This is a genomic window from Bradyrhizobium sp. CCGUVB14 (assembly GCF_024199935.1).
Taxonomy (GTDB): Bacteria; Pseudomonadota; Alphaproteobacteria; order Rhizobiales; family Xanthobacteraceae; genus Bradyrhizobium.
Map to the genome: position 1 here is coordinate 1 of NZ_JANADS010000001.1, position 25,921 is coordinate 25,921.

Here is a 25,921-nt window from a genome sequence, read left to right on the forward strand (position 1 = left end):
ATGACGACATCGGAACAGGATCGCTGGTCACGCGTGAAGAGCCGGCTGCGCTCGAACGTCGGCGAAGACGTCTACACGAGCTGGTTTGCGCGCATGGATCTCGAAGGCGTGCAGGAAGAGAGCGTGCGTCTCTCGGTGCCGACCCGCTTCCTGAAGAGCTGGATCCAGGCCCATTATGCCGAGCGCGTGCTGTCGTGCTGGCAGGCCGAGATGCCGGAGGTGCATCGCATCGATCTCACCGTTCGCTCCGCGGTGCGCCCCGTGGTGCAGCCGAAGGAAGCGCCCGCGCCGGTCGAAGCACGCCGCGCGCCGGCACCCGAGCTGCGCTCGACCGCGACCGCGCCGGTCTCGGCCAATCATGATGCGCTCGGCGGCTCGCCGCTCGATCCGCGCCTGACCTTTGCGAGCTTCGTCGTCGGCCGCTCCAACACGCTGGCGCATGCCGCCGCGCGTCAGGTCGCCGAAGGTCGCCGCGGCGACCCCGTGATGTTCAACCCGCTCTACATCCATGCCGGCGTCGGCCTCGGCAAGACGCATCTCTTGCAGGCCGTGACCTGGGCCGGCAATTCCGGCAACGAGCGCAAGGTGCTCTATCTCACTGCGGAAAAATTCATGTACGGCTTCGTCGCCGCGCTGAAGACGCAGACGGCGCTCGCCTTCAAGGAAGCGCTGCGCGGCATCGACGTGCTGGTCATCGACGACCTGCAGTTCCTGCAGGGCAAGTCGACGCAGGCCGAGTTCTGTCACACGCTGAATGCGCTGATCGATGCCGGCCGTCAGGTCGTGATCGCGGCCGACCGTCCGCCGTCCGATCTGGAAAGCCTGGATGACCGCGTCCGCTCGCGCCTGGCCGGCGGCCTCGTGGTCGAGATGGCCTCGCTCGGCGAAGAGCTGCGCCACGGCATTCTCAAGTCGCGCGTCGCAGCCGCCCGTGCCCATCATGCGACCTTCGACGTGCCGGAAGAGGTGCTGCACTATCTGGCGCGCACCATCACCCATAACGGCCGCGACCTCGAAGGCGCGATCAACCGCCTGCTGGCGCACTCGAAGCTCAACAACCAGCCGGTGACGCTGGAGATGGCCGAGCGCGAGGTGCGCGACCTGATCCGGCCGCAGGAGCCGAAGCGGATCAAGATCGAGGACATCCAGCGCGTGGTGGCACGGCAGTATAATGTCAGCCGCTCCGACCTCCTGTCGTCGCGCCGGACCGCCAATGTGGTGCGTCCGCGCCAGGTGGCGATGTACCTCGCCAAGACGCTGACCCTGCGCTCGCTGCCCGAGATCGGCCGGCGCTTCGGGGGCCGCGACCACACCACGGTGCTGCACGCCGTGCGCAAGATCGAGGCACTGGTTTCCAAGGACAATGCGCTGTCCGAGGAGGTCGAGTCGCTCAAGCGCCAGCTTCAGGAATAAACGCCTAGGCGATCTCCTGCCATTCTCCCGCCCCCCGGCCCCGCCCGGGCGGCGGTCGCGTTTCTGCGGGTAAATCGTGGGGAACTGGCTCCCGATCCCTTGAATCCCCCGTCCATCCGCGCCACCTTGCGCGACCCTGACGGCTTTGGTCATATCGGCTGGATGATCCGGCTTTCCGGGGTCTTCGGTGCCGCGGCGCACTTTCCTCCGCCCGGCTTTTTCCATCTTTTGGGGATCGGGCGAGTAGTGCAATGAAGGTTACGGTCGAACGCGCGCAACTCCTGAAGTCGCTGGGCCATGTCCACCGCGTGGTCGAGCGCCGCAACACGATTCCGATCCTGGGCAACGTGCTGGTGCGCGCCGAGAACGCGAAATTGTCGCTGAAGGCGACCGACCTCGACCTCGAGGTGACCGAGACGCTGCCGGCGGAAACCGCCACGGCAGGCTCCACCACCGTGCCGGCGCACATGTTCTACGACATCGTGCGCAAGCTGCCCGACGGATCGCAGATCGTGCTGGAAGCCGACGGCGACCGCGCCGTGCTGGCGATCCGCGCCGGCCGTTCGCGCTTCACGCTGCAGACCCTGCCCGAGAACGATTTCCCGGATCTCGCCGCCGGCGATTTGTCGCATTCGTTCTCGCTCGCCGCCAAGGACGTCAAGCGGCTGATCGACCGCACCCAGTTCGCGATCTCGACCGAAGAGACCCGCTACTACCTCAACGGCATCTATCTGCATGCGGCCGGCACGGCGAAGGCCGCGACGCTACGCGGCGTCGCCACCGACGGCCACCGCCTCGCCCAGCTCGACCTGGTCCAGCCCAAGGGGGCCGAGGGCATGCCCGGCGTGATCGTGCCGCGCAAGACCGTCGGCGAGGTGCAGCGCCTGATCGAGGACAACGAGGCCGAGGTCACGATCGAGCTGTCGCAGGCCAAGATCCGCTTCACCCTCGGCAATGTGGTGCTGACCTCGAAACTGATCGACGGCACCTTCCCCGATTACGGCCGCGTCATTCCGCAAGGCAACGACAAGGAGCTCGTCGTCGACAAGAAGGATTTTGAGAACGCGGTCGACCGCGTCTCGACGATTTCGAGCGAACGCGGCCGCGCGGTAAAACTGTCGCTGTCGCCGGGCAAGCTGGTGCTGTCGGTGACCAATCCGGATTCCGGCAGCGCCACCGAAGAGATCGAGGTCGAGTACGCCTCCGACGCGCTCGATATCGGCTTCAACTCCCGCTACCTGCTCGACATCGCCGCCCAGATCGAAGGCGACGTCGCGACGTTGAAGCTCGCCGACCCCGGCTCGCCGACCCTGGTGCAGGACAAGGACGACAAGAGCGCGCTCTACGTGCTGATGCCGATGCGGGTGTGAGGGGCTACCGGCGTCCCTCCGCATCGACTACATCCGTCCTTGCCGGGCGCAGAGGCCCGGCGATGACAAAGACAGCATGACCCCCTCCCGCATTCACCGCCTGACGCTGACGCATTTTCGGAACTATCGGGCGGCGGGGCTCGAGACGGCGGCTGACATGGTGGCGCTGGTCGGGCCGAACGGGGCGGGCAAGACCAATTGCATCGAGGCGATCTCGTTCCTGTCGCTCGGACGGGGCTTGCGGCGCGCCACGCTGGAGGACGTCGCCGACAACCAGGGCGACGGCTCCTGGGCCGTGTCCGCGCAGGTCGAGGGCGCTTTGGGCTTGGCCACGCTCGGCACCGGCATCGAGCCGCCGCGCGCGGATACCGCCGTCAACCGCCGCTGCCGCATCGACCGCGAGCCGGTGACTTCCGCGGCGGCCTTCGGCGATCACATCCGCATGGTGTGGCTGACGCCGGCGATGGACGGGCTGTTCATGGGCGCGGCCTCCGAGCGGCGGCGCTTCTTCGACCGCCTGGTGCTCGCGATCGACAGCGAGCATTCCAGCCGCATCAACGCGCTCGAACGTTCGCTGCGCTCACGCAACCGCCTGCTCGAGACGCGCAATTACGACGACCATTGGTGCGACGCGATCGAGCGCGAGACCGCCGAGCTCGCGGTGGCCGTCGCCGCCACGCGCGGCCAGACCGCGGCGCGGCTCACCGGCATGCTCAACACGCGCGCACAGCAGTCCGCATTTCCCTCGGCGCAGATCGCGCTCGACGGCTGGATGGAGAACGCGCTGCTGACCGAGACCGCGACCTCGGTCGAGGACCGCTACCGCCAGATCCTGCGTGACAACCGCCCGCGCGATGCCATTGCCGGCCGCACCACCGACGGTCCGCATCTCACCGATCTGCAGGTGATCTACGCGCCGAAGAGCATGCCCGCGCGCGATGCCTCGACCGGCGAGCAGAAGGCGCTCCTGATCGGTCTCGTGCTGGCGCATGCGACGCTGGTCGCCGAGATGACCGGCATCGTGCCGCTGCTGCTGCTCGACGAGGTCGTCGCGCATCTCGATCCGAACAGGCGCGCCGCGTTGTTCGACGAGCTGCGCAAGCTCGGCGCGCAGGTGTGGCTGACCGGCGCGGACCCGGCCGCGTTTGCCGAGATCGGCGCGGGCGGCGAAGTCTTTGACGTCGAGAGCGGACGCGTTTCCGCCCGGCGATAGAGCCGTCGTTGAACCCGGTCATTTCCAGTCGCGACTAGCTCCCTGAGGCCGCGCCGACGGTGTCGCAGCCGTTGCAATCGCGGCGATCTCACATCGCGCGATGTCCTGAGGAGTGACCATGCGGACGGTAAGGCTCGGAGCGAAAGCTCCGGCACGATGGCGAGCGTTTGTGTGCGGCCTCGCCCTCCTCGCAGGCTGCACGCTCGCGGCCACTGCCGGCGTCTGGATGCCGCATCTCGCGACGCTGGTCTCGCCTACGCTGACACCGGATCCGGAGGCAACTCTGCCCGCGCCAACCCGGTACAGCTTCAGAGGGATCCACACCACCATCATCCGCGGCGTTGAAGCGCCGCTCCGCACCACGCTGGAGGCCACCATTCCCGCGGAGCTCAGCGACGTCCTCGCTTTCTATCGCACCGAGCTCGGAAAGCGCGGCTGGCAGGAGACGCCGGATGGTCGCGTGGTCGCCGCCGACCATGCCCACGTCGCCTTCGTCTCCCCGCTGGGGCCGGGAATGCTCGAGCTCGGCCGCAGGAACAGCAGCACCATCGTCAATCTCGTCCAGCGCAACCGCGATGTCGCGATCCAGGGCAACGTCCTGCCCGAGCCCGGCCAGGCGATGCTGGTGTTCTCCAATATCAGCGAGACCGACGCCGCGCTCACGATCAACGATCGAACCATCAAGCGCGCCGCCGGCACCCGTGCCGTGTCGCTGGATCTGCCACCCGGCAAATATTCCTACGAGCTGAGCGTGCCGGGCCATCCGGCCACCACCCATGTCCTTGAGTTCGCCGCCGGCGATACCTGGGAGCTCACGGTCGGGCGCGACGGCGAGGCCTGGTCGCCCCTCCTGCTGTACTGAGCCGATTTGAACCTCACGGGTTCCCGCCGCGACTAGTCGTCTGAGGCCGCGTCGACGGTGTCGCAGCCTGCAATTGCGCGATGGATCAAGGCCCGCGCAAAACCCAGGAGTTTTCACGATGTCGACGATCAAGCGCGGGGCGCAGGTCCCGGCCCGCTGGCGGCTGCTTGCCTGCGGCCTTCTGCTGATGGCGAGCGCTTCGTTGCCCGCGCGCGCCGATGATGGCTACGTCGACGTTCACACCCTGCCGCAGCTCGAGGGCGCGGTGGACGATCCGTCACTCAAAAATCGCGACCGCGTCGAATATCGTATGCCGACGCCGGAAACCGTGACCGCGCCGGCCGTGAAGAAACTCCTCAGCGCGGACGGCTGGGTGCCCTATGTGCGACCGCTGGAGGAAAAGAGCGACACGCTGAATTTCAAGAAGGGCCGGCAAGGCCTGTCCGTCCATTTCACGCAGGCCCTCGGCCGGCCCGACCAATCCGTGGTGTACTACACGCCCGACCGGATCTATGGAAACGTGCCGTTCCCCGACGGCGCGCTCGGCATCGTGTTCGATGGCACCAGGCCCTATCTCGGCTGCATCGCGCCGACGGTGCTCGAGGCGACGCTTGATTTCTACACCAGAGAAATGGCCGCAATCGGCTGGCAGAAGCTCACGCCGGAAACGGCCTCGCGCTGGACCAATGCCGGCCTCGACGATGCCGTTCCGAACGGCGTGCGCGTCTACTACGAGCATCCCGACAGCGAAGTGACCGGCTTCTACAGGCAGAAGCCCGTGATGCTGACGATGACACGCCGCGACGACGGCAAGACCAATGTCGAGATCCGGACGGCCGTCTTCGCCCTGCCCGCCGAGCTCAAGCTCGACGGCGATTCCGCAGGCTTTCCGCGACCGGACGCGACAAAGACGTCCATGGGCAAGGGCAACGCCACCACCGCCAAGCGCGAAATGTCGGCCGCCGTGATGGCCAATCTGCCTGCCGTGCTCGCCTTCTACCATCGCGAGCTCGCCGCACGCGGCTGGCACGAGGATGGCAACGCGCCGCTTGCCGCCGGCGACGAGGTGGCGATCAAGGTTTCCACGGCGGAGGAGACCGGCGTGCTGCGGCTCGGCCGCAAATATGATTTCACCATGGTCAGCCTGGCCACGCAGCTGACGGACACGGCGATCGCGGCACGGATCAAGGCCAAGAAGGATGCCGACGAAAAGTTCATGAAGGACGCCGAGGCGATGGCAAAACAGGTCATCGCCGCCGACGAAACCCGTCGCAAGGTGCAGGCCGCCGCGCTCTCCGATGCGCCGCTGCAGGCGCTCGCCGACAGCAAGACGCCGGTGCCGCTGCCCGAGAACGCGCAGGAGGTGACGTTCAACGGCGACGACGGCCGGCTCGAATTCAATGCCGCCTCCAGCGTCAAGGCGCTGACGGCTTTCTACCGGGCCTCGCTGAAGCCCGCAGGCTGGAAGGAGCAGCCCTCGGTGATCAACCAGCCGAACATGGCGGTGATGGAGTTTTCGAAGGGCGGCAAGTCGATCTCGATGACCGTGATGCAGATGGGTCCGAAGGTGAATGTCAGCGCCGACGGCTCGGGCCTCAAGATGGCTGCGGCCAATCCTGCGTCCAAAGCCAGGCCGGCTGGCAACGATCCTGCCGTCGCCCAGGCCAAAGCGTCCGCCCCGCTGGAAGCGGATCCGGACTCAGCGCTGCCCGTGCCGAAGCAGCGCACATCGACCTCACTTGGCACGGCGAAACTGCCTGGAGTTGAGGCGCCGTTCCGCCGAGAGCTCGAGGCCAGCGTACCTGCCGCACTTAGCGACGTGCTGGCGTTCTATCGCAGCGAGCTGACCAAGCTCGGCTGGCAGGAGAAGCCGGACGGCGCGGCCGTCAGCGCCGATCGCGTCCAGCTCGCCTTCACGTCCGCTCAGGGACCGGCCGTGTTGAAGCTCGGCCGCGCCAATGGCGAGACGTCGGTCAATCTGGTGCAGAAGAACCCGGATGCCGCGACCAAGGCGGACATCATGCCCAAGCCCGGCCAGGCCAAGCTGCTGTTCGGCAACATGGGCTCCCAGGACGCGCAGCTCACGATCAACAAGCAGACCATCAAGGTTGCGGCCGGTGCCGGTGGCCCTCAATCCCCGAAGGGGCCGATGCTCGATCTGCCGCCGGGCAAATACCAGTACTCGCTTAAAATGGCAGGTCGCCCGGCCCGCAACGACACCCTGGACATCGCCGCGGGCGATGCCTGGGGCCTGATGGTGGGGCCGACCGGCGACGTGCTGCCGCTGCAAATGTATTGATCCGATCGCCAAACCCTTGATGCGGAGAGCAAGCATGACGACGGTCAGGCACGGGACGAAGGTCCCGGCACGGTGGTGGCTGCTGGTGTGCGGCCTCACGCTTCTTGCGGGCTGTTCGCAGGAGCCGCTGACCGCAGCGGATCCCCACGCCGATATGCCCGTGCCGACGCGAGCCAGCCACTCGAGCTTCAGCACCTCGCACGCGTCCGGCATCGAAGTCCCGTTCCGGGTCGAGCTCGAAGCCCAGGTGCCCGCAGAGCTCAACGACGTCTTGGCCTTCTACCGTGCGGAACTCGGAAAGCGCGGCTGGCAGGAAAAGGCGGAGGGCGCGACGGTCGCCGCCGATCGCGCGCGGCTCGTGTTCGCTTCCCCGAAGGGACCGGGCACGCTGACGCTCGACCGTGCCAAGGGCGAGACCACGATCGACCTAGTCCAGCGAAACACGGAGGTCGCGGCCAAGGCCAACTTCCTGCCCGCATCAGGACAGGCGCGGCTGATCTTCGGCTATCTTGTACCTGATGTGGCCTCGCTCGCGATCAACGATGAGGTCATCGAGATCGCGGGCGGCGTCAACCATCCACAAATGCTGGATCTGCCGCCCGGCACGTATGCCTATACGCTGCTCGTATCGGGCCGTCGGGTCCGCACCGATAGCATCACCGTGGCCGCCGGCGAGACCTGGGGCCTCAGGTTGGATGACGGCGACAGGAAGTCGGACCGGATTTACTGAACTCGGGACGCCCGTCCCGCAGCCCCACGACGCCTTCCGAACAGGCCGCTGCACCCCCGCAAAATCCACGCCTTCAGGGGTCAAAAACAGGGCCTCGAATCGGGCTTTTCGAGGAGCCCGGAATCGGCCCTCAAAAGCCTTGAAAACTCGTTGAAAAACCCTATCTGCTCAAAGGGTTGCCGGAGGATACTTTGCGCTAGGCGCAAGCGGTCTTTCATGGCACAAATAGCCTGCAAATCAGCGCCTTTTGCGCCGCTGATTCGGGCGACATTTCGAAGGCCTCTCATGACAGAACCTGCTCGGCAGACGCCTGCCGAAAACGAGCCCTCAAATCCGAGCGATTACGGGGCGGAATCGATCCGCGTGCTCAAGGGGCTCGATGCCGTTCGCAAGCGTCCGGGCATGTATATCGGCGACACCGATGACGGCTCGGGCTTGCATCACATGGTGTACGAAGTCGTCGACAACGCGATCGACGAAGCGCTGGCAGGACACGCCTCGCGCGTCGACGTCGTGCTCAACGCCGACAATTCCGTCACCGTGCGCGACGACGGCCGCGGCATTCCCGTCGACATCCACAAGGGCGAAGGCATTTCGGCGGCCGAGGTCATCATGACCCAGCTGCACGCCGGCGGAAAGTTCGACCAGAACTCCTACAAGGTCTCCGGCGGTCTGCACGGCGTCGGCGTCTCCGTCGTCAACGCGCTGTCGAGCAAGCTCGGCTTGCGCATCTGGCGCGACGACAAGGAACATTACATCGAGTTCGCCCATGGCGATGCGGTCGCACCGCTCAAGGTCGTCGGCGATGCGCCGGGCCGGCGTGGCACCGAGGTGACGTTCATGGCGTCCACCGAGACCTTCAAGAACGTCGAATATGATTTCGCCACGCTCGAGCATCGCCTGCGCGAGCTCGCCTTCCTCAATTCCGGCGTCAACATCGCGCTCTCCGACATGCGTCACGCGGTCGAGAAGCGCGAGGAGATGCATTATTCCGGCGGCGTCGAGGAGTTCGTCAAATATCTCGACCGCAACAAGAAAGCCCTGGTGCCCACGCCGATCATGGTGCGTGCCGAAGCCAACGGCATCGGCGTCGAGGCCGCCTTGTGGTGGAACGACAGCTACCATGAGAACGTGCTGTGCTTCACCAACAACATCCCGCAGCGTGACGGCGGCACCCATCTCGCCGGCTTCCGCGGCGCGCTGACGCGCCAGGTCAACGGCTATGCCGAAGCCAATGCGAAGAAGGAAAAGATCGCGCTGACCGGCGACGATTGCCGCGAAGGCTTGACGGCCGTGCTGTCGGTGAAGGTGCCGGACCCGAAGTTTTCGTCGCAGACCAAGGACAAGCTGGTGTCCTCGGAAGTGCGCCCCGTGGTCGAGAACGTGCTCAACGAGGCGCTCCAGGCCTGGTTCGAGGAGCACCCGTCCGAAGCCAAGATGATCGTCGGCAAGGTGATCCAGGCTGCGGCTGCCCGCGAAGCCGCGCGAAAGGCGCGCGAGCTGACGCGCAAGAGCCCGCTGTCGGTCTCCTCGCTGCCCGGCAAGCTCGCCGACTGCCAGGAAAAGGATCCGGCCAAGTCCGAACTCTTCATCGTCGAGGGTGACTCGGCAGGCGGCAGCGCCAAGCAGGGCCGCAACCGCGAATTCCAGGCCGTGCTGCCGCTGCGCGGCAAGATCCTCAACGTCGAACGCGTCCGCCCCGACAAGATGCTGGGCAGCGAGCAGATCGGCACGCTGATCACCGCGCTCGGCACCAGCATCGGCGACGAGTTCTCGGTCGAGAAACTGCGCTATCACAAGATCATCGTGATGACGGACGCCGACGTCGACGGCGCCCACATCCGCACGCTGCTGCTGACCTTCTTCTACCGGCAGATGCGCGACATCATCGACGGCGGCTATCTCTATATCGCCCAGCCGCCGCTCTATAAGGTCTCCCGCGGCAAGTCCGAGCAATATCTGAAGGACGAGCGCGCGCTGGAAGATTACCTGATCGACGCCGGTCTCGACGATTGCGTCTTCATTCCCGGCACCGGTGGCGACCGCACGGGGCGCGATCTGCGCGCGCTGGTCGACGACGCCCGCGTCGTCCGCAGCATCCTGCGCAACCTCCACAGCCGCTATAACCGGAAGGTGGTCGAGCAGGCTGCCATCACCGGCGTGCTGAACAAGTCGGTCTACGGCAACCCCGAGAACGCCGCAGCCGCCGCGCAGTACATCGCGACCCGGCTGGACAACCAGGCCGAGGAGGTCGAGCGCGGCTGGGTCGGACAATTCGTCGAAGGCCAGGGCTTCCTGTTCGAGCGCACCGTGCGCGGCGTCAAGGAAGCGGCAATCATCGACGATGCGCTGCTCGGCTCGGCCGAAGCCCGCAAGCTCGACGAGTACGCGCCCAAACTCCAGGACGTCTACGCCCGCTCCGGCAAGCTGCGCCGCAAGGACAGCGAGCATGTGGTGCACGGTCCGTCCGACCTGTTCGAGGCGGTGACCGAAGCCGGCCGCAAGGGCATCTCGCTGCAGCGCTACAAAGGCCTCGGCGAGATGAACCCGGAGCAGCTCTGGGAGACGACGCTCGACACCGACGTGCGCTCGCTGCTGCAGGTGAAGGTCAAGGAGGTCGACGAGGCCGACGACATCTTCACCAAGCTGATGGGCGACGTGGTCGAACCGCGCCGCGACTTCATCCAGGAGCATTCGCTCAGCGCGACGATCGATATCTAGCACTCGGCCCAAGCCCCGGGCGCAGGTCACCTCTCCCGCTGGGGAGAGGTGCACCGAGACCGAGCCCCTGAACCTCACCACCCATGACCACGACGAAGTAGCGTGAACCCATTGGCCAATTCCGGCCGGGAAACGCGATGCCATGAGTGCGCCTGCATTGAAGCCAGCTATTCCCTCCCGCCGGCTTGGCGTGATCGGGAGCCTCGTCGGCATGCTGGCCTTCATTGCGGCCGTGCTGCCGCACTGGGTCGTGCCGATGGTGTATCCGCCGCCACCGGCTGACCAGGTCATCGTCGACACCGGTCATCGCATCAAGGACCGCATCGTCGCGCGCGTGAAGGGCGTGGAGTATCAGGCCCCCAAGGTCGAAAAATCGGCTGGGAGAAGCTGGAGCGAAATTGCATCGGTCGCCGCAATCTCGCTCGGCCTGCTCGCCATCCTGTTCTCGGTCCTGTCGCTGATCTTCCGGGAAGAGCGCCTCCTGGCCGCCGTCGCCGCCACGCTCGGCACCGGTGCCATTGCGACTGAAATCTCCTTCGTCATGATCGGCGCACTGATCCTGATCGCGATCCTCTATGTGGTGGGAAATATCATCGGACTGTTTTGACGGGCACCTTTGGCAGCCTCCCCGGGACTGAAGGACGAGGCCCGAACGACGGCCAGCGCATTTGCTACCGCGCTCAATTCCCTATAGTTTCCGCCTCCAAAGCAGCCCGCCCCAACCCAACAGGACGGAGAGATCCAAGTGGCGCCCATCCAATACATCGTCGAGGGCGGTCACCGGCTCTCGGGCTCGATCGAGCCGGCCGGCAACAAGAATTCGGCGCTGCCGATCATCGCGGCCGCCCTGCTCACCGAGCATCCGGTGACGCTGGAGAACGTGCCGCGGATCCGCGACACCGAGACGCTGGTCGAGCTGGTCCGCTCCGTTGGTGCGTCCGCGGAATGGACCGCCCGCAACACGCTTCATATTCACGCCAAGAGCATTCGCGCCGCCGATCTCGATCCCGAGCTCTGCGTTCGCATCCGCGCCTCGATCCTGCTCGCCGGGCCCCTGCTCGCGCGCTGCGGCGAGGTGATGCTGCCGCCGCCCGGCGGCGACGTCATCGGCCGGCGCCGGCTCGACACCCATGTGCTCGCGCTGGAGCAACTCGGCGCCAAGGTCACCGCGACCGACCGGCTCGAATTCCGCGCGCCGAAGCTCACCGGCGCCGACGTGTTCCTCGACGAGCCGAGCGTCACCGCGACCGAGAATGCGCTGGTCGCGGCCGTCGCGGCCGACGGCGTCACCTATTTGCGCAACGTGGCCTCCGAGCCGCATGTGCAGGACCTCGCCAATTTCCTGGTCGCGCTGGGTGCCAGGATCGAGGGCATCGGCACCAACACCATGATCGTGCATGGACCGGCGACGCTGGGCGAAACGACCTACCGGATTCAGCCGGACCATATCGAGGTCGGCTCGCTGATCGGTCTCGCCGCCGTGACGCGCTCGCCGCTGCGCATCGTGGGCGCCGGCGTCGAGCATCTGCGCTCGATCCGCATGGGCTTCGAGCGGCTCGGCATCGTCTGTCGCGTCGAGGGCGACGACCTGATCGTGCCCTCGAACCAGACGCTGAAGATCCAGGATGATTTTGGCGGCCACGTGCCGAAGCTGGAAGACCAGCCCTGGCCGGCCTTCCCGGCCGACCTGATGTCGATCGCGATCGTCACTGCCACGCAGTGCGAAGGCGTGATCCTGATGTTCGAGAAGATGTTCGAGTCGCGGATGTTCTTCGTCGACAAGCTGATCGGGATGGGCGCGCGCATCGTGCTGTGCGATCCGCATCGTGCGATCATCGCTGGTCCCAGCCGGCTGCATGGCGCGACGCTGAGCTCGCCCGACATCCGCGCCGGCATGGCGATGCTGCTCGCCGCCGTCTGCGCCGAGGGCACCTCCACCATCAACAACGCCGACCAGATCGAGCGCGGCTACGAGCGCATCGACGAACGGCTGAACGCGCTGGGGGCGAAGATCCGGCGCGTGCCGGAACGGAAGGGGTGATCTTCGCCTCTCCCCGCTCGCGGGGAGAGGCCGGAATGCGCGCCCCGGCGCGCGTTCCGGGTGAGGGGGACTCTCCGCGAGTCCAACTCTCACCGTCCCCGCGGAGACTCCCCCTCACCCCGACCCTCTCCCCGCAAGCGGGGCGAGGGAGAAGACGCCCGAGCCATGTTTTCGTCGCCCTGCGATGATAATGGATAGCCATGCTCGACACCGTCGAACCACATCCGCAGCCGCAAACCGGCGTGCAAAGCCATCTCGCGCAGGAGTTCGGCGAGACGCTGCGGCTGGCCGTGCCGATGATGCTGACGCAGCTCGGGCAGATCGCGATGATCACGAGCGATCTCGCGTTGATCGGCAGGCTCGGCGAGGATTCGGTCGCCGCTGCGGCACTTGCGCACACCGTCTATTTCGTCAGCTTCACCTTCGGGCTTGGATTGATGGCTGCGGTATCGCCGCTGGCAGCCCAGGCATTCGGCGCCGGCGACGTCAGGCGCATCCGCCTGTCCTTGCGCGTCGGCCTCTGGGTCGCGCTGCTGATCTCGCTGCCGATGATGGCTTCGCCCCTCTATGGCGAGCACATCCTGATCGCGCTCGGACAGGCGCCGCATTCGGCCGCGCTCGCCCAGCGCTACCTGAATGGGCTGGCCTGGGGCATCGCGCCGGCGCTCGGCTTCATCGCGTTGCGCAGCATGATGAGCGCCGTGAACCGGCCGCAGGCGCCGCTGTGGATCACGCTCGCGGCGATCCCCGCGAATTTCGTGCTGGTCTACTGCCTGATCCATGGCCTGTTCGGCCTGCCCGAGCTCGGCCTGTTCGGCGCGGGACTGGCGACGACACTGGTCAATCTCGGCACCTTCATCGCTGCGCTCGCCATCGCAGGCCTGCGCAAGCCGTTCGCGGATTATCATCCGCTGGTCCAGCTATGGCGGATCGACTGGCCGTTGACGCGCCAGCTGATCGCGATCGGCGCGCCGATCTCGTTCTCCCTGCTGCTGGAATACGGCCTGTTCTCTTCGGCTGCGCTGTTGATGGGACTGATCTCGACGACCGCACTCGCCGCGCACCAGATCGCGCTCCAGGTCACGGCCATCCTGTTCATGGTCCCGCTCGGCATCGGCATGGCCGCGACGGTGCGGGTCGGCCACGCCTTCGGCCGTAACGACCCGGCGGGCGTCCGACGCGCGGGCCTCGTCGCGACGGTGCTCGGGATCGCGTTTGTCGCCGGCCTGACGGTTGCCATCGTCCTCGGCCGCTACGAGCTCGGACGGCTGTTCTTCGGCCGCAGCGAAGCCAGCGCGCCGACTGTCGAGCTCACCGCAACGCTTCTGCTGGTCGGCGCGACCTTCTTCATCGCCGATGCGCTGCAGACCATCATGGGCGGCGCGCTGCGCGGCATCAATGACACACAGATGACACTGGTGTTCGCCGCGATCGGCTATTGGTGCGTCGGCTTCCCGATCGCCTGGGCGCTGGCCTTCCACGCCGGTCTCGGCGCGGTCGGCGTCTGGATCGGACTGTCGATCGGATCGTTCGTCTATGCCGGACTCTTGATCTTGCGATTCCGGATGCTGACGCGCAAACTGGCGGGATGACCAGCCCAGTCCGTGAAGTCACCCCCAATGTCGATGCCGGCACGGTGCTATCAGGCGCGCAGTTCATCGACGCGTTTCGTGTCGATATCGGCCCAGCGGCGGTGAACGCCCGCGAGGCCTGCACCAGGATGGTGTTGAACGGGCCACGCTGGGTCGAGGCGCTGACACGCCTGCGCAACATTCTCGTGACGCCATTCGGCCTGAAGCAATCGGGCGAAGGCGCGCCTGCGCCCGGCGGCCTGATCGGCCTGTTTCCGGTGTTGAGCGAGACGCCGGAGCGGCTGATCGCCGGCTTCAATGATTCTCACCTCGATTTTCGCATCGTCGTCGACGTGGCCGGGGATGCGGCGAGCCGCCAGGTCACCTTGACCACCCTGGTGAAAACAAACAATTTCCTCGGGCGGACCTACCTCACGCTGATCACGCCGTTCCACAAGCTCGTGGCCCGCGGCATGATGGGGAGGATCGCGGAGCCGGTGCGATGACGCTGTCCGTCGACCTGTTCTTCTCGTTTCGCAGCCCCTTCAGCTATCTGGCGCTGCCGAAGACGCTGAAGCTGGTCGCGGACTATGATCTCGCGGTGAACCTGCGGCCGGTCTATCCGCTCGCGGTGCGCGTGCCAGGCTTCTTCAAGAAAGCGAGCCCGAATTTCATTCGCTATGTGGTGCTCGACAGCACGCGCGTGGCGCAACACGAAGGCATTCCGTTCCGCTTTCCGCGACCGGATCCGATCGTGCAGGACAAGACGACGTTCGATGTCGCGACGGAGCAGCCCTATATCCATCGCCTGACACGGCTCGGCGCCATGGCGCAGCTCGAAGGCCGCTCGCTCGCATTCACGGATGCGATCGCGCGCGTGCTCTGGGACGGTTCGGTCGCCGGCTGGAACGAGGGCGATCATCTCGCGCGCGCTGCGGGGGCTGCCGGCTTCGATCTCGCCGCGATGGACGCTGCGATCAGCGCCGATCCGGATCGCTACGAGCAGGTGATTGCCGAGAATGAGAAGGACCACGCCGCCTCCGGCCATTGGGGCGTGCCGACCTTCACGTTCGAGAACGAGCCGTTCTTCGGCCAGGACCGCATCGATCTGCTGATCTGGCGCCTGCAAAGCAAGGGCCTGACGAAACGATAGCTCACTCCGCGAGCTTCACCGGCCCATCGGCCGCGGCTTCCGACCATTCGCCGACGACGCGATCGAGATCGCAGAGATTCTGGTGCATCTGCTCCAGCGAGAAGCCGAGCGCGAAGAAGCGCTCAGCGGTATCGCCGGGATGGCCGCGGATCACGCCGTCCTGGCGCACGGCCGCGACCGCCTCGGCATAATGCTGAAGCGCGACGTGCACCGGATGGATCGGCGGCGCGCCGGCGCCCGCGCGGATGGCTTCGGCCGCCGACTTCAGGAAGCGCACGATTGCCGCGCTGACCTCCGCGAGAGGGCCGGCGAGCCTGACCTGCACCTCGACCGGCAGCGGCACCACCGTGGCGCGACCGATCATCACGACGTCATGGCGCAACCGCAGGATCGTGCGCAGCAGCGGGCCGGTGTCGGGACCGCTCGACAGCCGCGCCGAACGTTCACGCTCCGCCTCGGCACCGATGGTATTCATGCCCACCATGGCGGTGCCGATCCCATCCTGTATCCGATGCAGCGCATCGTTGTCGCGGCCACGGGTGAGACCCGCAAGCAATTCCGTGAACGCCTCCGCGATCAGCTCGAGCAGTTTCGCCGCGCTGGCGCGGATCTGGCGCACCGCGCGCGACGGCAGCACCAGGAACGAGACCAGGAGCCCGGTGATGGCGCCGACCGAAACCTCGCTGACGCGGTCGATCGCCGACGCCATCGGATCGGCGTGATGCATGCTCGGAAGCACCAGCACGATCACGGCCGTCACTGTTGCAGAGCTCAGGTTCGGATAGATCGACGAGAGAAAGGCAAGCGGCGCGACGGCCAGCACCAGCAAACCCAGAAGACCGAGTTCGCTGGAATAAGGGATCAGGATTGCGATGGCGCCACCATAGACCGCGCCGCCGATCGTGCCGAGCATGTAGTCGCGCGTCGCCTTCAGCGAGCGCCCGACGCTCATCTGGGTCACGATGATGGAGGTGAGGACGGCCCAGAGCGGCAGCAGCAGATGCAGAGCGGTGGCAAGCGCATAGGCCCCGGTGGCCGCGACCGTGACCCGGACCGCCAGCCCCAATTGCGTCTTGCGCGACCAGATCCAGTCGAACAGCTCCCTTGCGCCTGCCATCGTCGAATATCCCGATCCTCACAACCAGCCAAAAGCATAGCTGATGCCCGCGGCCCCAAGGCCGCTTGAAAGGCCAAATCACCCCGCCTAACTTGCCGGCCAAAACGAGGAAACACGATGGCTCACGAAACCGCAACGCTGGCTGCCTATGTCGCCAACCTGAAATTCGCAGATATTCCGGCGGAAGTGCTGGATCGCGCCAAGGTGCTGACGCTGGATTTCCTCGGCAGCGCCATCCGGGCGCGGAGCGAGGCGGAATCGACCCCGTCGCTGCTGAAGATGCTCGAAGCGCTCGCGCTCGACACCAAGGGCGACTCCACCGTGTTCGGCGATGCCAAGACCTGGACACCGGCGGTGGCCGCCCTGCTCAACGGGGCGCTCGGCCATTCCCTCGATTTCGACGACACGCACGCGGATTCCTCGCTGCATCCGAGCGCGCCGGTGGTTCCGGCCGCGTTTGCCGTCGGCGAGATGGTCGGCGCCTCCGGGCGCGACGTGCTGACCGCGATCGTGGCGGGCTATGAGGTGTGCTGCCGGCTCGGCAACGCGCTCGACCCGACCTCGCATTATGCGCGCGGCTTCCATCCGACCGCGACCGCCGGCACCTATGGCGCGGCCGCGGCGGCGGCAAAGCTGTTCGGCCTCTCCGAAGCACAGATCATCGCCGCCTTCGGCGTCGCCGGCAGCCAGGCCGCGGGCTCGCTGCAATTCCTGATGAACGGCGCCTGGAACAAGCGCTACCAGGTCGGCGCGGCCGCGATGAACGGCGTGATCGCCGCGACGCTGGCGCGCAACGATTTCGTCGGCGCGACGGAATCGGTCGAAGGCAAGCACGGCCTGCTCGCCGGCTACACCGACGACGCGCATCCCGACAAGGCGGTCGCCGGGCTCGGCAAGACCTATGAGACCATGAAGATCGGCGTCAAACCGTATCCGAGCTGCCGCTACACCCATGCCGCGATCGACGCGCTGATCGCGATGCGGCGCGAGCACAATCTGACGCCCGACCAGGTCAAGCGCGTCGAGATCGGCCTGCATCGCAACGGCATCACGCTGACGGGCGATGCCGCCACCAAGCGGCATCCGACCTCGATCGTCGGCGGCCAGTTCTCGATGTTCTTCACCGGCGCGCTCGCGCTCGACCAGGGCTCGTTCGGCTGGGACGATTACAACCGCTTGGGTGACGCCGCCATCGACGCGCTCGCCGACAAGTTCGACGTGGTGCAGGACGACCGGCTCGAGGTCGGCCGCACCCATCCGTTCGGCGCACGCGTGAGCATCACCACCGATGACGGCGTGCACGAGCGGCTCTATGCCGATCCCTCGGGCGAGCCGACCTCGTTCCCGGATGCGCAGGCGATGCAGCAGAAATTCCTGACGCTGGCGCGGCCCGTGCTGAACGCCCGGGCCGACAAATTCGCCGACGCGATCATGACGCTGGAGCGCTTCGATCGCGTCGCGAAGGCGACGGAGCTGGGGCGGCAGTAGGCCCTTCTTCTCCCTCTGCCCGTTCGGGGAGAGGGTTGGGGTGAGGGGCCTCTCTCCGCGGGTGAGACGGCCGTGAGACCTGTACCCCCTCACCCGGATCGCAAGGGCGATCCGACCTCTCCCCGCAGGCGGGGAGAGGTAAGACTAATTCGCGCCCGCCAGTTTCCCATTCTCGCGCGTGGTCGCCACGACGTCGCGCACGAGGTCGAACACGCCATCCACTTCCGGCGGCCAATTCAGTGTGCGGCCGAGGCGCACGATCACCAACTTCTCCGACGGGATCACGATCGTGTATTGCCCGATCGTGCCCTTGGCGAAGAAGGCATCGCGCGGCCAACCATGGTCGACGCGAAATTTCGCGCCGAAACTGTTGCCCTGGTTGGTCCAGAAGCCCGCACCGATGCCGACCCACGCGTGAGGCGTGGCCGTCGCGGAGTAGTTCACCCAGCCCTCGGGCAGGATGCGCTTGCCGCCGACGACACCGTCGTTGAGATAGAGCTGGCCGAACCGCGCCCAGTCGCGTGCGGACGCCATCATTTCGCCGGCGCCCTCGATCGTGCCGGCGCCATCAAGCTGAAGCGTGACGTCGTGCATGCCGAGCGGCGCGAACAATTCGCGGCGCGCGAAGGCGAGCGCATCGGCGGGCTTGCCGCCGGCGGCGTCACGCAACAGTTGCGCGAGGATGAGGAAATTGCCGTCGTGATAATTCCACACCGTGCCCGGCGCGGTTGCGAGCGGCGCGCGCTCGGCGAAGCCAGCCATATCGTCCTCGGCATATTTCATGGTGTTGACCGGCTCGAGCACGGAGCCAAGCTTGGCCTCCAGCGAGCTGCCGAGCGCGAGGCCTGCGGTATGACGCAGCAACTGGTCGACGGTGATGGCATGGCGCGGATCGTCCGGATTTTGCCAGGCGGCAATTGGCGCGGGCCCGTCCAGTCTCAACTTGCCCTGACGCACGAGAATGCCCGTCAGCGCTGACATCACCGACTTCGTCATGGAGAAGCCGAGCAGCCGCGTCTCCGGCCCGATACCGTCGGCATAACGCTCGGCGATGATACGGCCGGCCTTCATGACGACGATCGCGCGCGTGCGGCGGTAAGGCGGCTGCGCGGGCTCGGCGAAGGCACGGTCGAGCGCGGCGGACAGCCCCTCGCTTTGCGGAGCCACGAGTCCCGGGCCGGCGATCTCGGGCAACAATGCTGGCTGCTTGTCATCCGGCGGCAACGCGACGTCGGCGATCCCCCGGCCGTGCTCGAGCGAGCAACCGAGACCTTCGCGATAGACGGCATGGCTGCGGCCGATCCCGAACAGGGACACCGTGACATCCTTGCGCGTGCGATCGATCTGCAGATTCATTGCCCAGCTCAAGAGACCTGTGCCCGGCATCGCGTCGATGGTCTCGTTGAGATCGCGCATGGGATCGAGGCCGGAGACGAAGGTCTCCGAGCAGAGCGTGTGGGCGATGAAGCCGGTGGCAACCTTGGGCACGTCACGCGCCCGCGCCGCGCCGAGCGCGAGGCCGGCACAGGCGATGGCGGTGGTGAGGAGGACGATCTTACGGCGACGGGTCACGGGCTTTCTCCGGCTACGGGGCATGTGCGGGAGAGCAAGGCCGGATGCGGGCGAGACACGCTCGCCGGATTTGAAAATCGACCTCGTCGAAACTGATCGGGACTAGTCGATTTCGAAATTCATACGTGATTTCAGGTGCTTAAAAATCTAAGCCGCGTCGGCCTTGAGCCGCCGGTATTCCGTCGGGGTCACACCCGTGACCGCCTTGAAGGCGCGGTTGAACGGACCCAGCGACTGGAAGCCGGCGTCCATCGCGATGGTGATGACGGGAACCTCGGCCTGGGTGGGGTCGGCGAGCGCGGCCTTGGCCTCCTCGATCCGGTGGTTGTTCAGGAACACATTGAAGTTGCGGTAGCCGAGCCGCTGGTTGATCAGCCGACGCAACCGGTATTCCGGAATCTTCAACCGGCCCGCCAGCACGCCGATGGTGATGTTCTCCTGGCGGTAGATGCGCTCGTCCGCCATCAGACGCATCAGCGCATCGATCAGCTTTTGGTCGGCGGCAGCATCGGCCGCAGGCTGGCTGAAAACAGTCGGCGGTGCGGGCGCCACTGCTGCCGGAAACAGATCCGCGCCGTCAACGCGCATCATGGCATAGACGATCGCCGCGACGGTGCCGGTGAGCACACCGGCATTGATGGTTTCGGCGACAGCGCCGACGTGGTGGCCGGCGACGGCGATCTGGAGCACCGCGTTCAGCCCGCCATAGAGCGCGATGGCGCAGACGATGAAGACACGAACGCGGCGGCGGCGCTCGACCAGGTCAGTTGGCCAGGAGGCGATCATCTGCCCGACCGCAAGGGCGATGAAACCGAGCACGATCAGATTGACCACCGTCACCGAGAACCGCACATGGCCGCTGGGTGCAATCCAGACGCAGCCTGCGAAGCTGAAGGCCGCCACCAGCGCCCAGATCAAGCCGTGCCACCAGCGGAGGCGAAACTCGTCGTCGAACAGGGCGCGCGTGAACAGCCAGAACACCACGATGGTCCCGGTCGACAACGCGATCAGCGGTGCATGCCAGAGCGGGATCCGCGACGTGACATCCAACGAATAGCTCACGGCATGCGCAACCGTGCTGAGCACGAAGACGGCACCGAGGCGGGCAGCCAGTACATTGCGAAAATCAGAGAGTAGCGACGCCGCCAGCACCAGCAGCAGCGCGACGCTGGCGGCGCGAAAGGCAAGGTCGAGATTGGTCAGCAGCATCCCATCGATCCGGTCGTCGGCGCCGCGAACTTAAGTCAGATCGTCGATCGATTCAATTTCGCCGCCACGCGGCGCGCGTCGTGATCCAGGCGTCGGCGGGCTTGCCGAACAGATCGATCACGCGATCCTTCCGCGCACCCAGCCTGCGCGCCACCGCCTGCGACGGCGCATTCACGCTTTCGATACAGTGCATGATCTCGTCGACCTCAAAACTGTCGAACGCCCAGTCGATCGACGCGCGGGCCGCCTCCACCGCATAGCCCTTGCCGCGAAATTCCTTGGCAATGCCCCAGCCGACCTCGAAACCGGGCCAGCCCGGCGGACACCACGGGCCGACGCGGCCGACATAGTTGCCGCTCGACTTCTCCTCGACCACGAACATGCCGAAGCCGTAGAGCGCCCAGTGTCCGGAGATCACGGCTGCATTGCGCCAGCCGGCGATCGCGGTGGTGACCGGATTGCCGTCGGCCGCGATGAACCGCGCCGTGCCGGGGTCGCTCAGCATCGCGGCGTTGGGCGCGATGTCGCTGGCGCGCCATGGACGCAGGATAAGACGTTCCGTCTCGATTTCGGGGCCGGTGACCTCGAGCAGCCTGGCGCCTGGCTTGAGCGGCGGAATCATCTGTCTCCTCCCGTTCCCATCGATGTTCTGCTACGATCATACCAGCAAGAAACAGGAGTCCACCATGAGCTGGCAACCCTCCAACGATCCCGTGCTCGGCGATCCCATGTCCTGCGACGCGCTCGATCTCGTCATCGTGCCGCGCACCCGCGATCTCGGCGACGGATTCGTGGTGCGGCGCGCGCTGCCGCATGGCAAGCGGCAGATGGTCGGGCCGTTCATCTTCTTCGATCATTTCGGGCCGGTGCAATTCGTGTCCGGCAAGGGCATGGACGTGCGGCCGCATCCGCATATCGGGCTTGCCACCGTCACCTATCTGTTTGACGGATCGATCATGCATCGCGACAGCGAGGGCAATGTGCAGGAGATCGCGCCCGGCGCGATGAACTTGATGACCGCGGGCCGCGGCATCGCGCATTCCGAGCGCACGCCGGATGCCCAGCGCGCCTCGGGCCAGCAGATGCTCGGCCTGCAAAGCTGGATCGCGCTGCCGGCCGGCTCCGAAGAGATCGATCCCTCGTTCCAGCATTATGCGGCGGGCGATCTGCCGATGATCTCCGAGCGCGATTTCACCGCGCGCGTGATCGCCGGATCCGCCTTCGGCATCGCCTCGCCAGTGAAGATGGTCTCGCCCTGGTTCTACACCGAAGTCACTGCGGTCGCCGGCGCGACCGTGCCGCTCGACCCCGACCATGAGGAGCGTGCGATCTATGTCGTCGATGGCGAGGTCGAGATCGCGAACGAGCGCTACGAAGGGCCGCGGCTCCTGATCTTCCGGCCCGGCGACCGCATCACCGTGAAGGCGCTCAAGGCCACGCGGATGATGTTTCTCGGCGGCGATGCATTGGAGGGCCCGCGCCACATCTGGTGGAATTTCGTCTCCTCGAGCAAGGAGCGGATCGAGCAGGCCAAGCAGGACTGGAAAACCGGCCGCTTCGCCGCGGTTCCGCAGGAACATGAGTTCATTCCGCTGCCGGAATAGGCTAATCCGGCTTCCGGCCCGCGCCATCAGACGCGGCCGGACGCCCTGTCTTGAAGCCTTCTGCCTGAAAGCTCTGCCGATGACCGCCATGCTCTCCAGCGACCTGCCCCTGACCAAGATCGGCCGCGGCAAGGTGCGCGATATCTACGCCGTCGACGACGACCGCCTGCTGCTCCTCACCACCGACCGCATCAGCGCCTTCGACGTCGTGATGGGCGAGACCATCCCGATGAAAGGCGCGGTGCTGACCCAGATCAGCGCGTTCTGGTTCAACAAGCTCGAAGGCGTGGTGCCGCATCACATGATCAGCGCCGACACCGACGAGATCATCGCGGCCGTGCCGGCACTGAAGCCGCATCGCGCCGAGATCCTCGGTCGCGCCATGCTGTCCCGCCGCACCACCGTATTCCCGATCGAATGCGTGATCCGCGGTTATCTCTCGGGCTCGGCCTGGAAGGAATATGCCGGCTCCGGCACGCTGGCGGGCGAGAAACTGAAGGCCGGCCTCGTCGAGAGCGAGAAGCTCGAGCCCTCGATCTTCAGCCCCGCGACCAAGGCCGAGACCGGCCATGACGAGAACATCACCATTGCCAAGATGCGCGCGGTCGTCGGTGACGACGTCGCCTATACGCTTGAGAGCATGACGCGCGCGATCTACACGCTCGGCGAGGAGCTAGCGCGCGAGCAGGGCATCATCATCGCCGACACCAAGTTCGAATTCGGCCGCGACAAGGACGGCCGCATTATCCTGATCGACGAGGTCATGACGCCGGACAGCTCACGCTTCTGGGCCGTCGATGCCTACAAGCCCGGCCAGCCGCAGGCGAGCTTCGACAAGCAGCCCTTGCGCGACTATCTCGACGTCGAGCGCCGCGCCGGCCGCTGGAACGGCGACGCCCCGCCGCCGCCGCTGCCCGCGAGCGTGGTCGATGCGACCAGCAAGCGGTATCTGGAAGCGTATCGGCGCGTCACGGGGACGGAGCTGAAGATTTAGGCTGAGGATTGTCGTCCCGGCGAAGGCCGGGACCCATACCGCGGAATCTATCGTTTGCGGATGATAGGCGTACCGAACTCCTAGTCTTCGCCAAACTGCTCCCTGTGGTTAAGGGTCCCGGCCCCCGTGCGCAATTGCGCACTCGGCCGGGACGACACCGATGAGCGATTTCGGTTTTTCACATCAACCATATGGCTGACCGTTCACACGCGGAGCGCCGCAGAACTGTCGGATACTTCATATTTACAAGAATCCTGTTGCGCTAGGCTCGCACTCGTCTACCTCTCCGGGCGGGTATTTTCATGAGCGAGTGTCACGGCGTGACAGATCCTGCAATTGACTTCGATCCGGTCACCGGGGTCAGCCCGTCCGCCAAGCGTGCGCTGAATGATATGCTGGGTGGAGGTGCTGCGAGCATCCTCACCGTCACGTTCGGGCTGTCCTATTCGCTGCTCATCTTCGCCGGCCCGCTCTCACCCTATTTGTCCTACGGCATCGCTGCGACCTTCATCAGCTCGGCGGTGCTTGCGCTCGTGATCGGGCTCGGCAGCTCGCTTCCCTTTGCGATTGCCGCCCCCGACAGTTCGACGGCTGCGGTCACAGGAATTCTGGCGGCCTCGCTGGTCGAGCACATCGAATCGGCCAATCTTTCGGCGCCGCTGCTCTCGCCCGTTCTGATCACGCTCGGCCTGTCGACCGTGCTCACCGGCATCGTGCTGTGCGGGCTGGGCCTGACACGAATGGGCCGCGCCATCCGTTACGTGCCTTATCCCGTGGTCGGCGGCTTCCTCGGCGCCACCGGACTTCTCATCGCGCTGGGTGCGATCAGGGTCATCACCAATTACCCGGTACAGCTCGCGACATTGCCGCGCTTTGCCAACGGCACCACGCTGCTGGAGCTCGGCGCCGCCTGCGCCATGGCACTGGTGCTCTACCTGACCTGGCACCGCTCGCGGAATCCGTTCGGTCTGCCGATCATCCTGGTCGGCGGCGTGATCACAGCGCACCTGGCGTTCTGGATCTCGGGTGTTTCGCTCGACGAGGCTCGTAGCATGGGCTGGACATTTCAGCCTCCGCCGCAAGCCGCGTTCATGCTGCCCTGGCACACCGACGAACTCGCCCAATATCCCTGGTTTGCCGTGCCGGACCTGCTCGGCAATCTCGTCGCCGTCATCTTCGTCACGGCATCGAGCACGCTGTTCAACACCACCGGCATCGAAGTCGCCGTGCATCGCGAGGCCAATCTGGAGCGCGAGCTGAACGTCACGGGCGCCGCCAACATCCTGACCGGCGTGCTCGGCGGCTACACCGGCTGCAGCTCGATCAGCCGATCGATCCTCAATTTCTCCAGCGGCGGTCGTGGACGGCTGTCAGGCCTCACCGCTTCCGCACTATCGCTGCTGATGCTCGCGATCGCGCCCGAGCTGCTCGGCTTCATTCCAAAGTTCGTGCTCGGCGGCCTGCTGCTCTATCTCGGCGCCGACCAGCTGCACAAATGGATCATCGAGTCGCGCAAGCGGCTTTCGAAGCTCGAATATCTGTCGCTGGTCGCCATCATCGTCATCATCGTGGCCTGGGGGTTCGTGCCGGGCATCTTGATCGGCGTGATCATCGGCTGCGCGACCTTCGCCTTCAGCGCGGCACGGGTCGAATCGATCAAGTACAGTTTTGACGGCTCCGAATATCGCTCCTCGCTCGACCGCTCGCGCGACGACCAGGAGGTGCTGCTGGCTCATGGCGGCAAGATCCAGGGGCTCAATCTGCAGAGCTATCTGTTCTTCGGCTCCGCCAACCGACTCTATCAGCACGTCAAGCGGCTGCTCCAGGAGCGTCCGGAATGCCGCTATCTGCTGTTCGATTTCAAGCTCGTCACCGGCGTCGATTCCTCCGCGGCCTATAGCTTTGCGCAGATCAAGCGCAGCGCCGCCGACCTCGGCGTCGAGCTGATCCTGGTGCATCTGTCGGCGGCGGCCGAGAAGGTGCTGCGCTCCAGCGACTTCGTCGGCGACGGCGTCACCATCATTCCCGAGCTCGATCACGCGCTGGAATGGTGCGAGAACGAACTGATCTCGCAGCATCAGGGTCTGGCGCAGGAAGAAGCCAGCCTGCGCGACTGGTTCGCAAGCATCCTCGCCAGCGAGGACGACGCCGACGAGCTGATCCGCCGCTGCCAGCGCATCGAGGTCGAAGCCGGCGAGGTCATCGTGCAGGCCGGAGACCCCGCCGATTCCATGCACTTCATCCTCGACGGCCGCGTCGGCATCATGGTCCCCGCCGACGACGACCGCACCACGCGCGTCCGCAGCCTCGGCCGCTACACCACGATCGGCGAGATGGGCCTCGTATCGCACACACCGCGCAGCGCCACGATCCAGGCCGAGGTCGACAGCGTGCTCTACGTGCTCAACACGCACCAGTTCGACGAGATCAGGGAAGAAGACCCCGCGCTCAGCCACAAGCTGCTGACGTATTTCGTGTCTGTCATGGCGGAGCGGCTGACGTTTGCGAACAGGACGATCGCGGTGCTGCGGCGGTAGCAAGTCCGTAGCCCGGATGGAGCGCAG

The 25,921-nt window shown here is 65.9% G+C and carries 20 protein-coding genes; 16 read left to right on the forward strand and 4 right to left on the reverse strand.

Annotated features, from left to right (window positions below):
• The 12 genes from dnaA to NLM32_RS00060 all read left to right on the forward strand — a co-directional run.
• Positions 1-1,413, forward strand: a 1,413-nt coding sequence (gene dnaA, locus NLM32_RS00005; RefSeq protein ID WP_254127079.1) for a chromosomal replication initiator protein DnaA, incomplete at its 5' end; no start/stop codon positions are given.
• Positions 1,414-1,664: 251 nt separating this feature from the next.
• Positions 1,665-2,783 (forward strand): DNA polymerase III subunit beta, encoded by a 1,119-nt coding sequence (gene dnaN / locus NLM32_RS00010; RefSeq protein ID WP_254127081.1) that lies wholly within the window; start codon positions 1,665-1,667, stop codon positions 2,781-2,783.
• 76 nt (positions 2,784-2,859) lie between these two features.
• The gene (recF, locus tag NLM32_RS00015; protein WP_254127082.1) at positions 2,860-3,996 is read left to right on the forward strand and encodes a DNA replication/repair protein RecF; all 1,137 of its coding nucleotides are present in this window, start codon (positions 2,860-2,862) and stop codon (positions 3,994-3,996) included.
• A 118-nt stretch (positions 3,997-4,114) separates the two neighbouring features.
• The gene (locus NLM32_RS00020) at positions 4,115-4,858 is read left to right on the forward strand and encodes a hypothetical protein (protein WP_254127083.1); all 744 of its coding nucleotides are present in this window, start codon (positions 4,115-4,117) and stop codon (positions 4,856-4,858) included.
• Between the two features lie 118 nt (positions 4,859-4,976).
• Positions 4,977-7,157 carry a hypothetical protein gene (locus tag NLM32_RS00025; protein WP_254127085.1) on the forward strand — a complete coding sequence of 727 codons (2,181 nt, stop codon included), beginning with the start codon at positions 4,977-4,979 and terminating at the stop codon, positions 7,155-7,157.
• A 34-nt stretch (positions 7,158-7,191) separates the two neighbouring features.
• The gene (locus tag NLM32_RS00030; protein WP_254127087.1) at positions 7,192-7,887 is read left to right on the forward strand and encodes a hypothetical protein; all 696 of its coding nucleotides are present in this window, start codon (positions 7,192-7,194) and stop codon (positions 7,885-7,887) included.
• A 285-nt stretch (positions 7,888-8,172) separates the two neighbouring features.
• The gene (gyrB, locus tag NLM32_RS00035) at positions 8,173-10,608 is read left to right on the forward strand and encodes a DNA topoisomerase (ATP-hydrolyzing) subunit B (protein ID WP_254127089.1); all 2,436 of its coding nucleotides are present in this window, start codon (positions 8,173-8,175) and stop codon (positions 10,606-10,608) included.
• A gap of 142 nt (positions 10,609-10,750) precedes the next feature.
• The gene (locus NLM32_RS00040) at positions 10,751-11,215 is read left to right on the forward strand and encodes a hypothetical protein (protein ID WP_254127091.1); all 465 of its coding nucleotides are present in this window, start codon (positions 10,751-10,753) and stop codon (positions 11,213-11,215) included.
• Positions 11,216-11,353: 138 nt separating this feature from the next.
• Positions 11,354-12,649, forward strand: a complete 1,296-nt coding sequence (gene murA / locus NLM32_RS00045) for a UDP-N-acetylglucosamine 1-carboxyvinyltransferase (RefSeq protein WP_254127092.1) — start codon at positions 11,354-11,356, stop codon at positions 12,647-12,649.
• Between the two features lie 200 nt (positions 12,650-12,849).
• Positions 12,850-14,241, forward strand: coding sequence for an MATE family efflux transporter (locus NLM32_RS00050; protein ID WP_254127093.1), 1,392 nt, complete (start codon positions 12,850-12,852; stop codon positions 14,239-14,241).
• Positions 14,238-14,726 carry a DUF2867 domain-containing protein gene (locus NLM32_RS00055; RefSeq protein WP_254127094.1) on the forward strand — a complete coding sequence of 163 codons (489 nt, stop codon included), beginning with the start codon at positions 14,238-14,240 and terminating at the stop codon, positions 14,724-14,726. The genes NLM32_RS00050 and NLM32_RS00055 overlap by 4 nt, the downstream gene beginning before the upstream one ends.
• Complete coding sequence (locus tag NLM32_RS00060) at positions 14,723-15,373, forward strand: 2-hydroxychromene-2-carboxylate isomerase (RefSeq protein ID WP_254127095.1); 651 nt, start codon at positions 14,723-14,725, stop codon at positions 15,371-15,373. The genes NLM32_RS00055 and NLM32_RS00060 overlap by 4 nt, the downstream gene beginning before the upstream one ends.
• Before the next feature lies 1 nt (position 15,374).
• Here NLM32_RS00060 and NLM32_RS00065 read toward each other — a convergent pair whose 3' ends face one another.
• Positions 15,375-16,490 carry an aromatic acid exporter family protein gene (locus NLM32_RS00065; RefSeq protein ID WP_254127096.1) on the reverse strand — a complete coding sequence of 372 codons (1,116 nt, stop codon included), beginning with the start codon at positions 16,488-16,490 and terminating at the stop codon, positions 15,375-15,377.
• Between the two features lie 117 nt (positions 16,491-16,607).
• Between NLM32_RS00065 and NLM32_RS00070 the strand changes: the two genes are divergently transcribed.
• Positions 16,608-17,978: an MmgE/PrpD family protein gene (locus NLM32_RS00070; RefSeq protein ID WP_254127097.1), complete on the forward strand. Its 1,371-nt coding sequence runs from the start codon at positions 16,608-16,610 to the stop codon at positions 17,976-17,978.
• Positions 17,979-18,122: 144 nt separating this feature from the next.
• Here the strand turns inward: NLM32_RS00070 and NLM32_RS00075 are convergent, their stop codons facing one another.
• From NLM32_RS00075 to NLM32_RS00085, 3 genes are all read right to left on the reverse strand, one after another.
• Positions 18,123-19,550, reverse strand: a complete 1,428-nt coding sequence (locus NLM32_RS00075) for a serine hydrolase (protein WP_254127098.1) — start codon at positions 19,548-19,550, stop codon at positions 18,123-18,125.
• A 147-nt stretch (positions 19,551-19,697) separates the two neighbouring features.
• Entirely contained in the window at positions 19,698-20,759 is a 1,062-nt protein-coding gene (locus NLM32_RS00080; RefSeq protein WP_254127099.1) for a helix-turn-helix domain-containing protein, read from the reverse strand.
• A 52-nt stretch (positions 20,760-20,811) separates the two neighbouring features.
• Positions 20,812-21,381, reverse strand: coding sequence for a GNAT family N-acetyltransferase (locus NLM32_RS00085; RefSeq protein ID WP_254127100.1), 570 nt, complete (start codon positions 21,379-21,381; stop codon positions 20,812-20,814).
• 64 nt (positions 21,382-21,445) lie between these two features.
• On the opposite strand from NLM32_RS00085, the gene NLM32_RS00090 reads away from it, so the two are divergent.
• From NLM32_RS00090 to NLM32_RS00100, 3 genes are all read left to right on the forward strand, one after another.
• The gene (locus tag NLM32_RS00090) at positions 21,446-22,363 is read left to right on the forward strand and encodes a pirin family protein (protein ID WP_254127101.1); all 918 of its coding nucleotides are present in this window, start codon (positions 21,446-21,448) and stop codon (positions 22,361-22,363) included.
• A 79-nt stretch (positions 22,364-22,442) separates the two neighbouring features.
• Positions 22,443-23,357: a phosphoribosylaminoimidazolesuccinocarboxamide synthase gene (locus tag NLM32_RS00095; protein ID WP_254127102.1), complete on the forward strand. Its 915-nt coding sequence runs from the start codon at positions 22,443-22,445 to the stop codon at positions 23,355-23,357.
• Positions 23,358-23,677: 320 nt separating this feature from the next.
• Positions 23,678-25,894, forward strand: a complete 2,217-nt coding sequence (locus tag NLM32_RS00100; RefSeq protein ID WP_254127103.1) for an SLC26A/SulP transporter family protein — start codon at positions 23,678-23,680, stop codon at positions 25,892-25,894.
• Positions 25,895-25,921 lie beyond the last annotated feature (27 nt).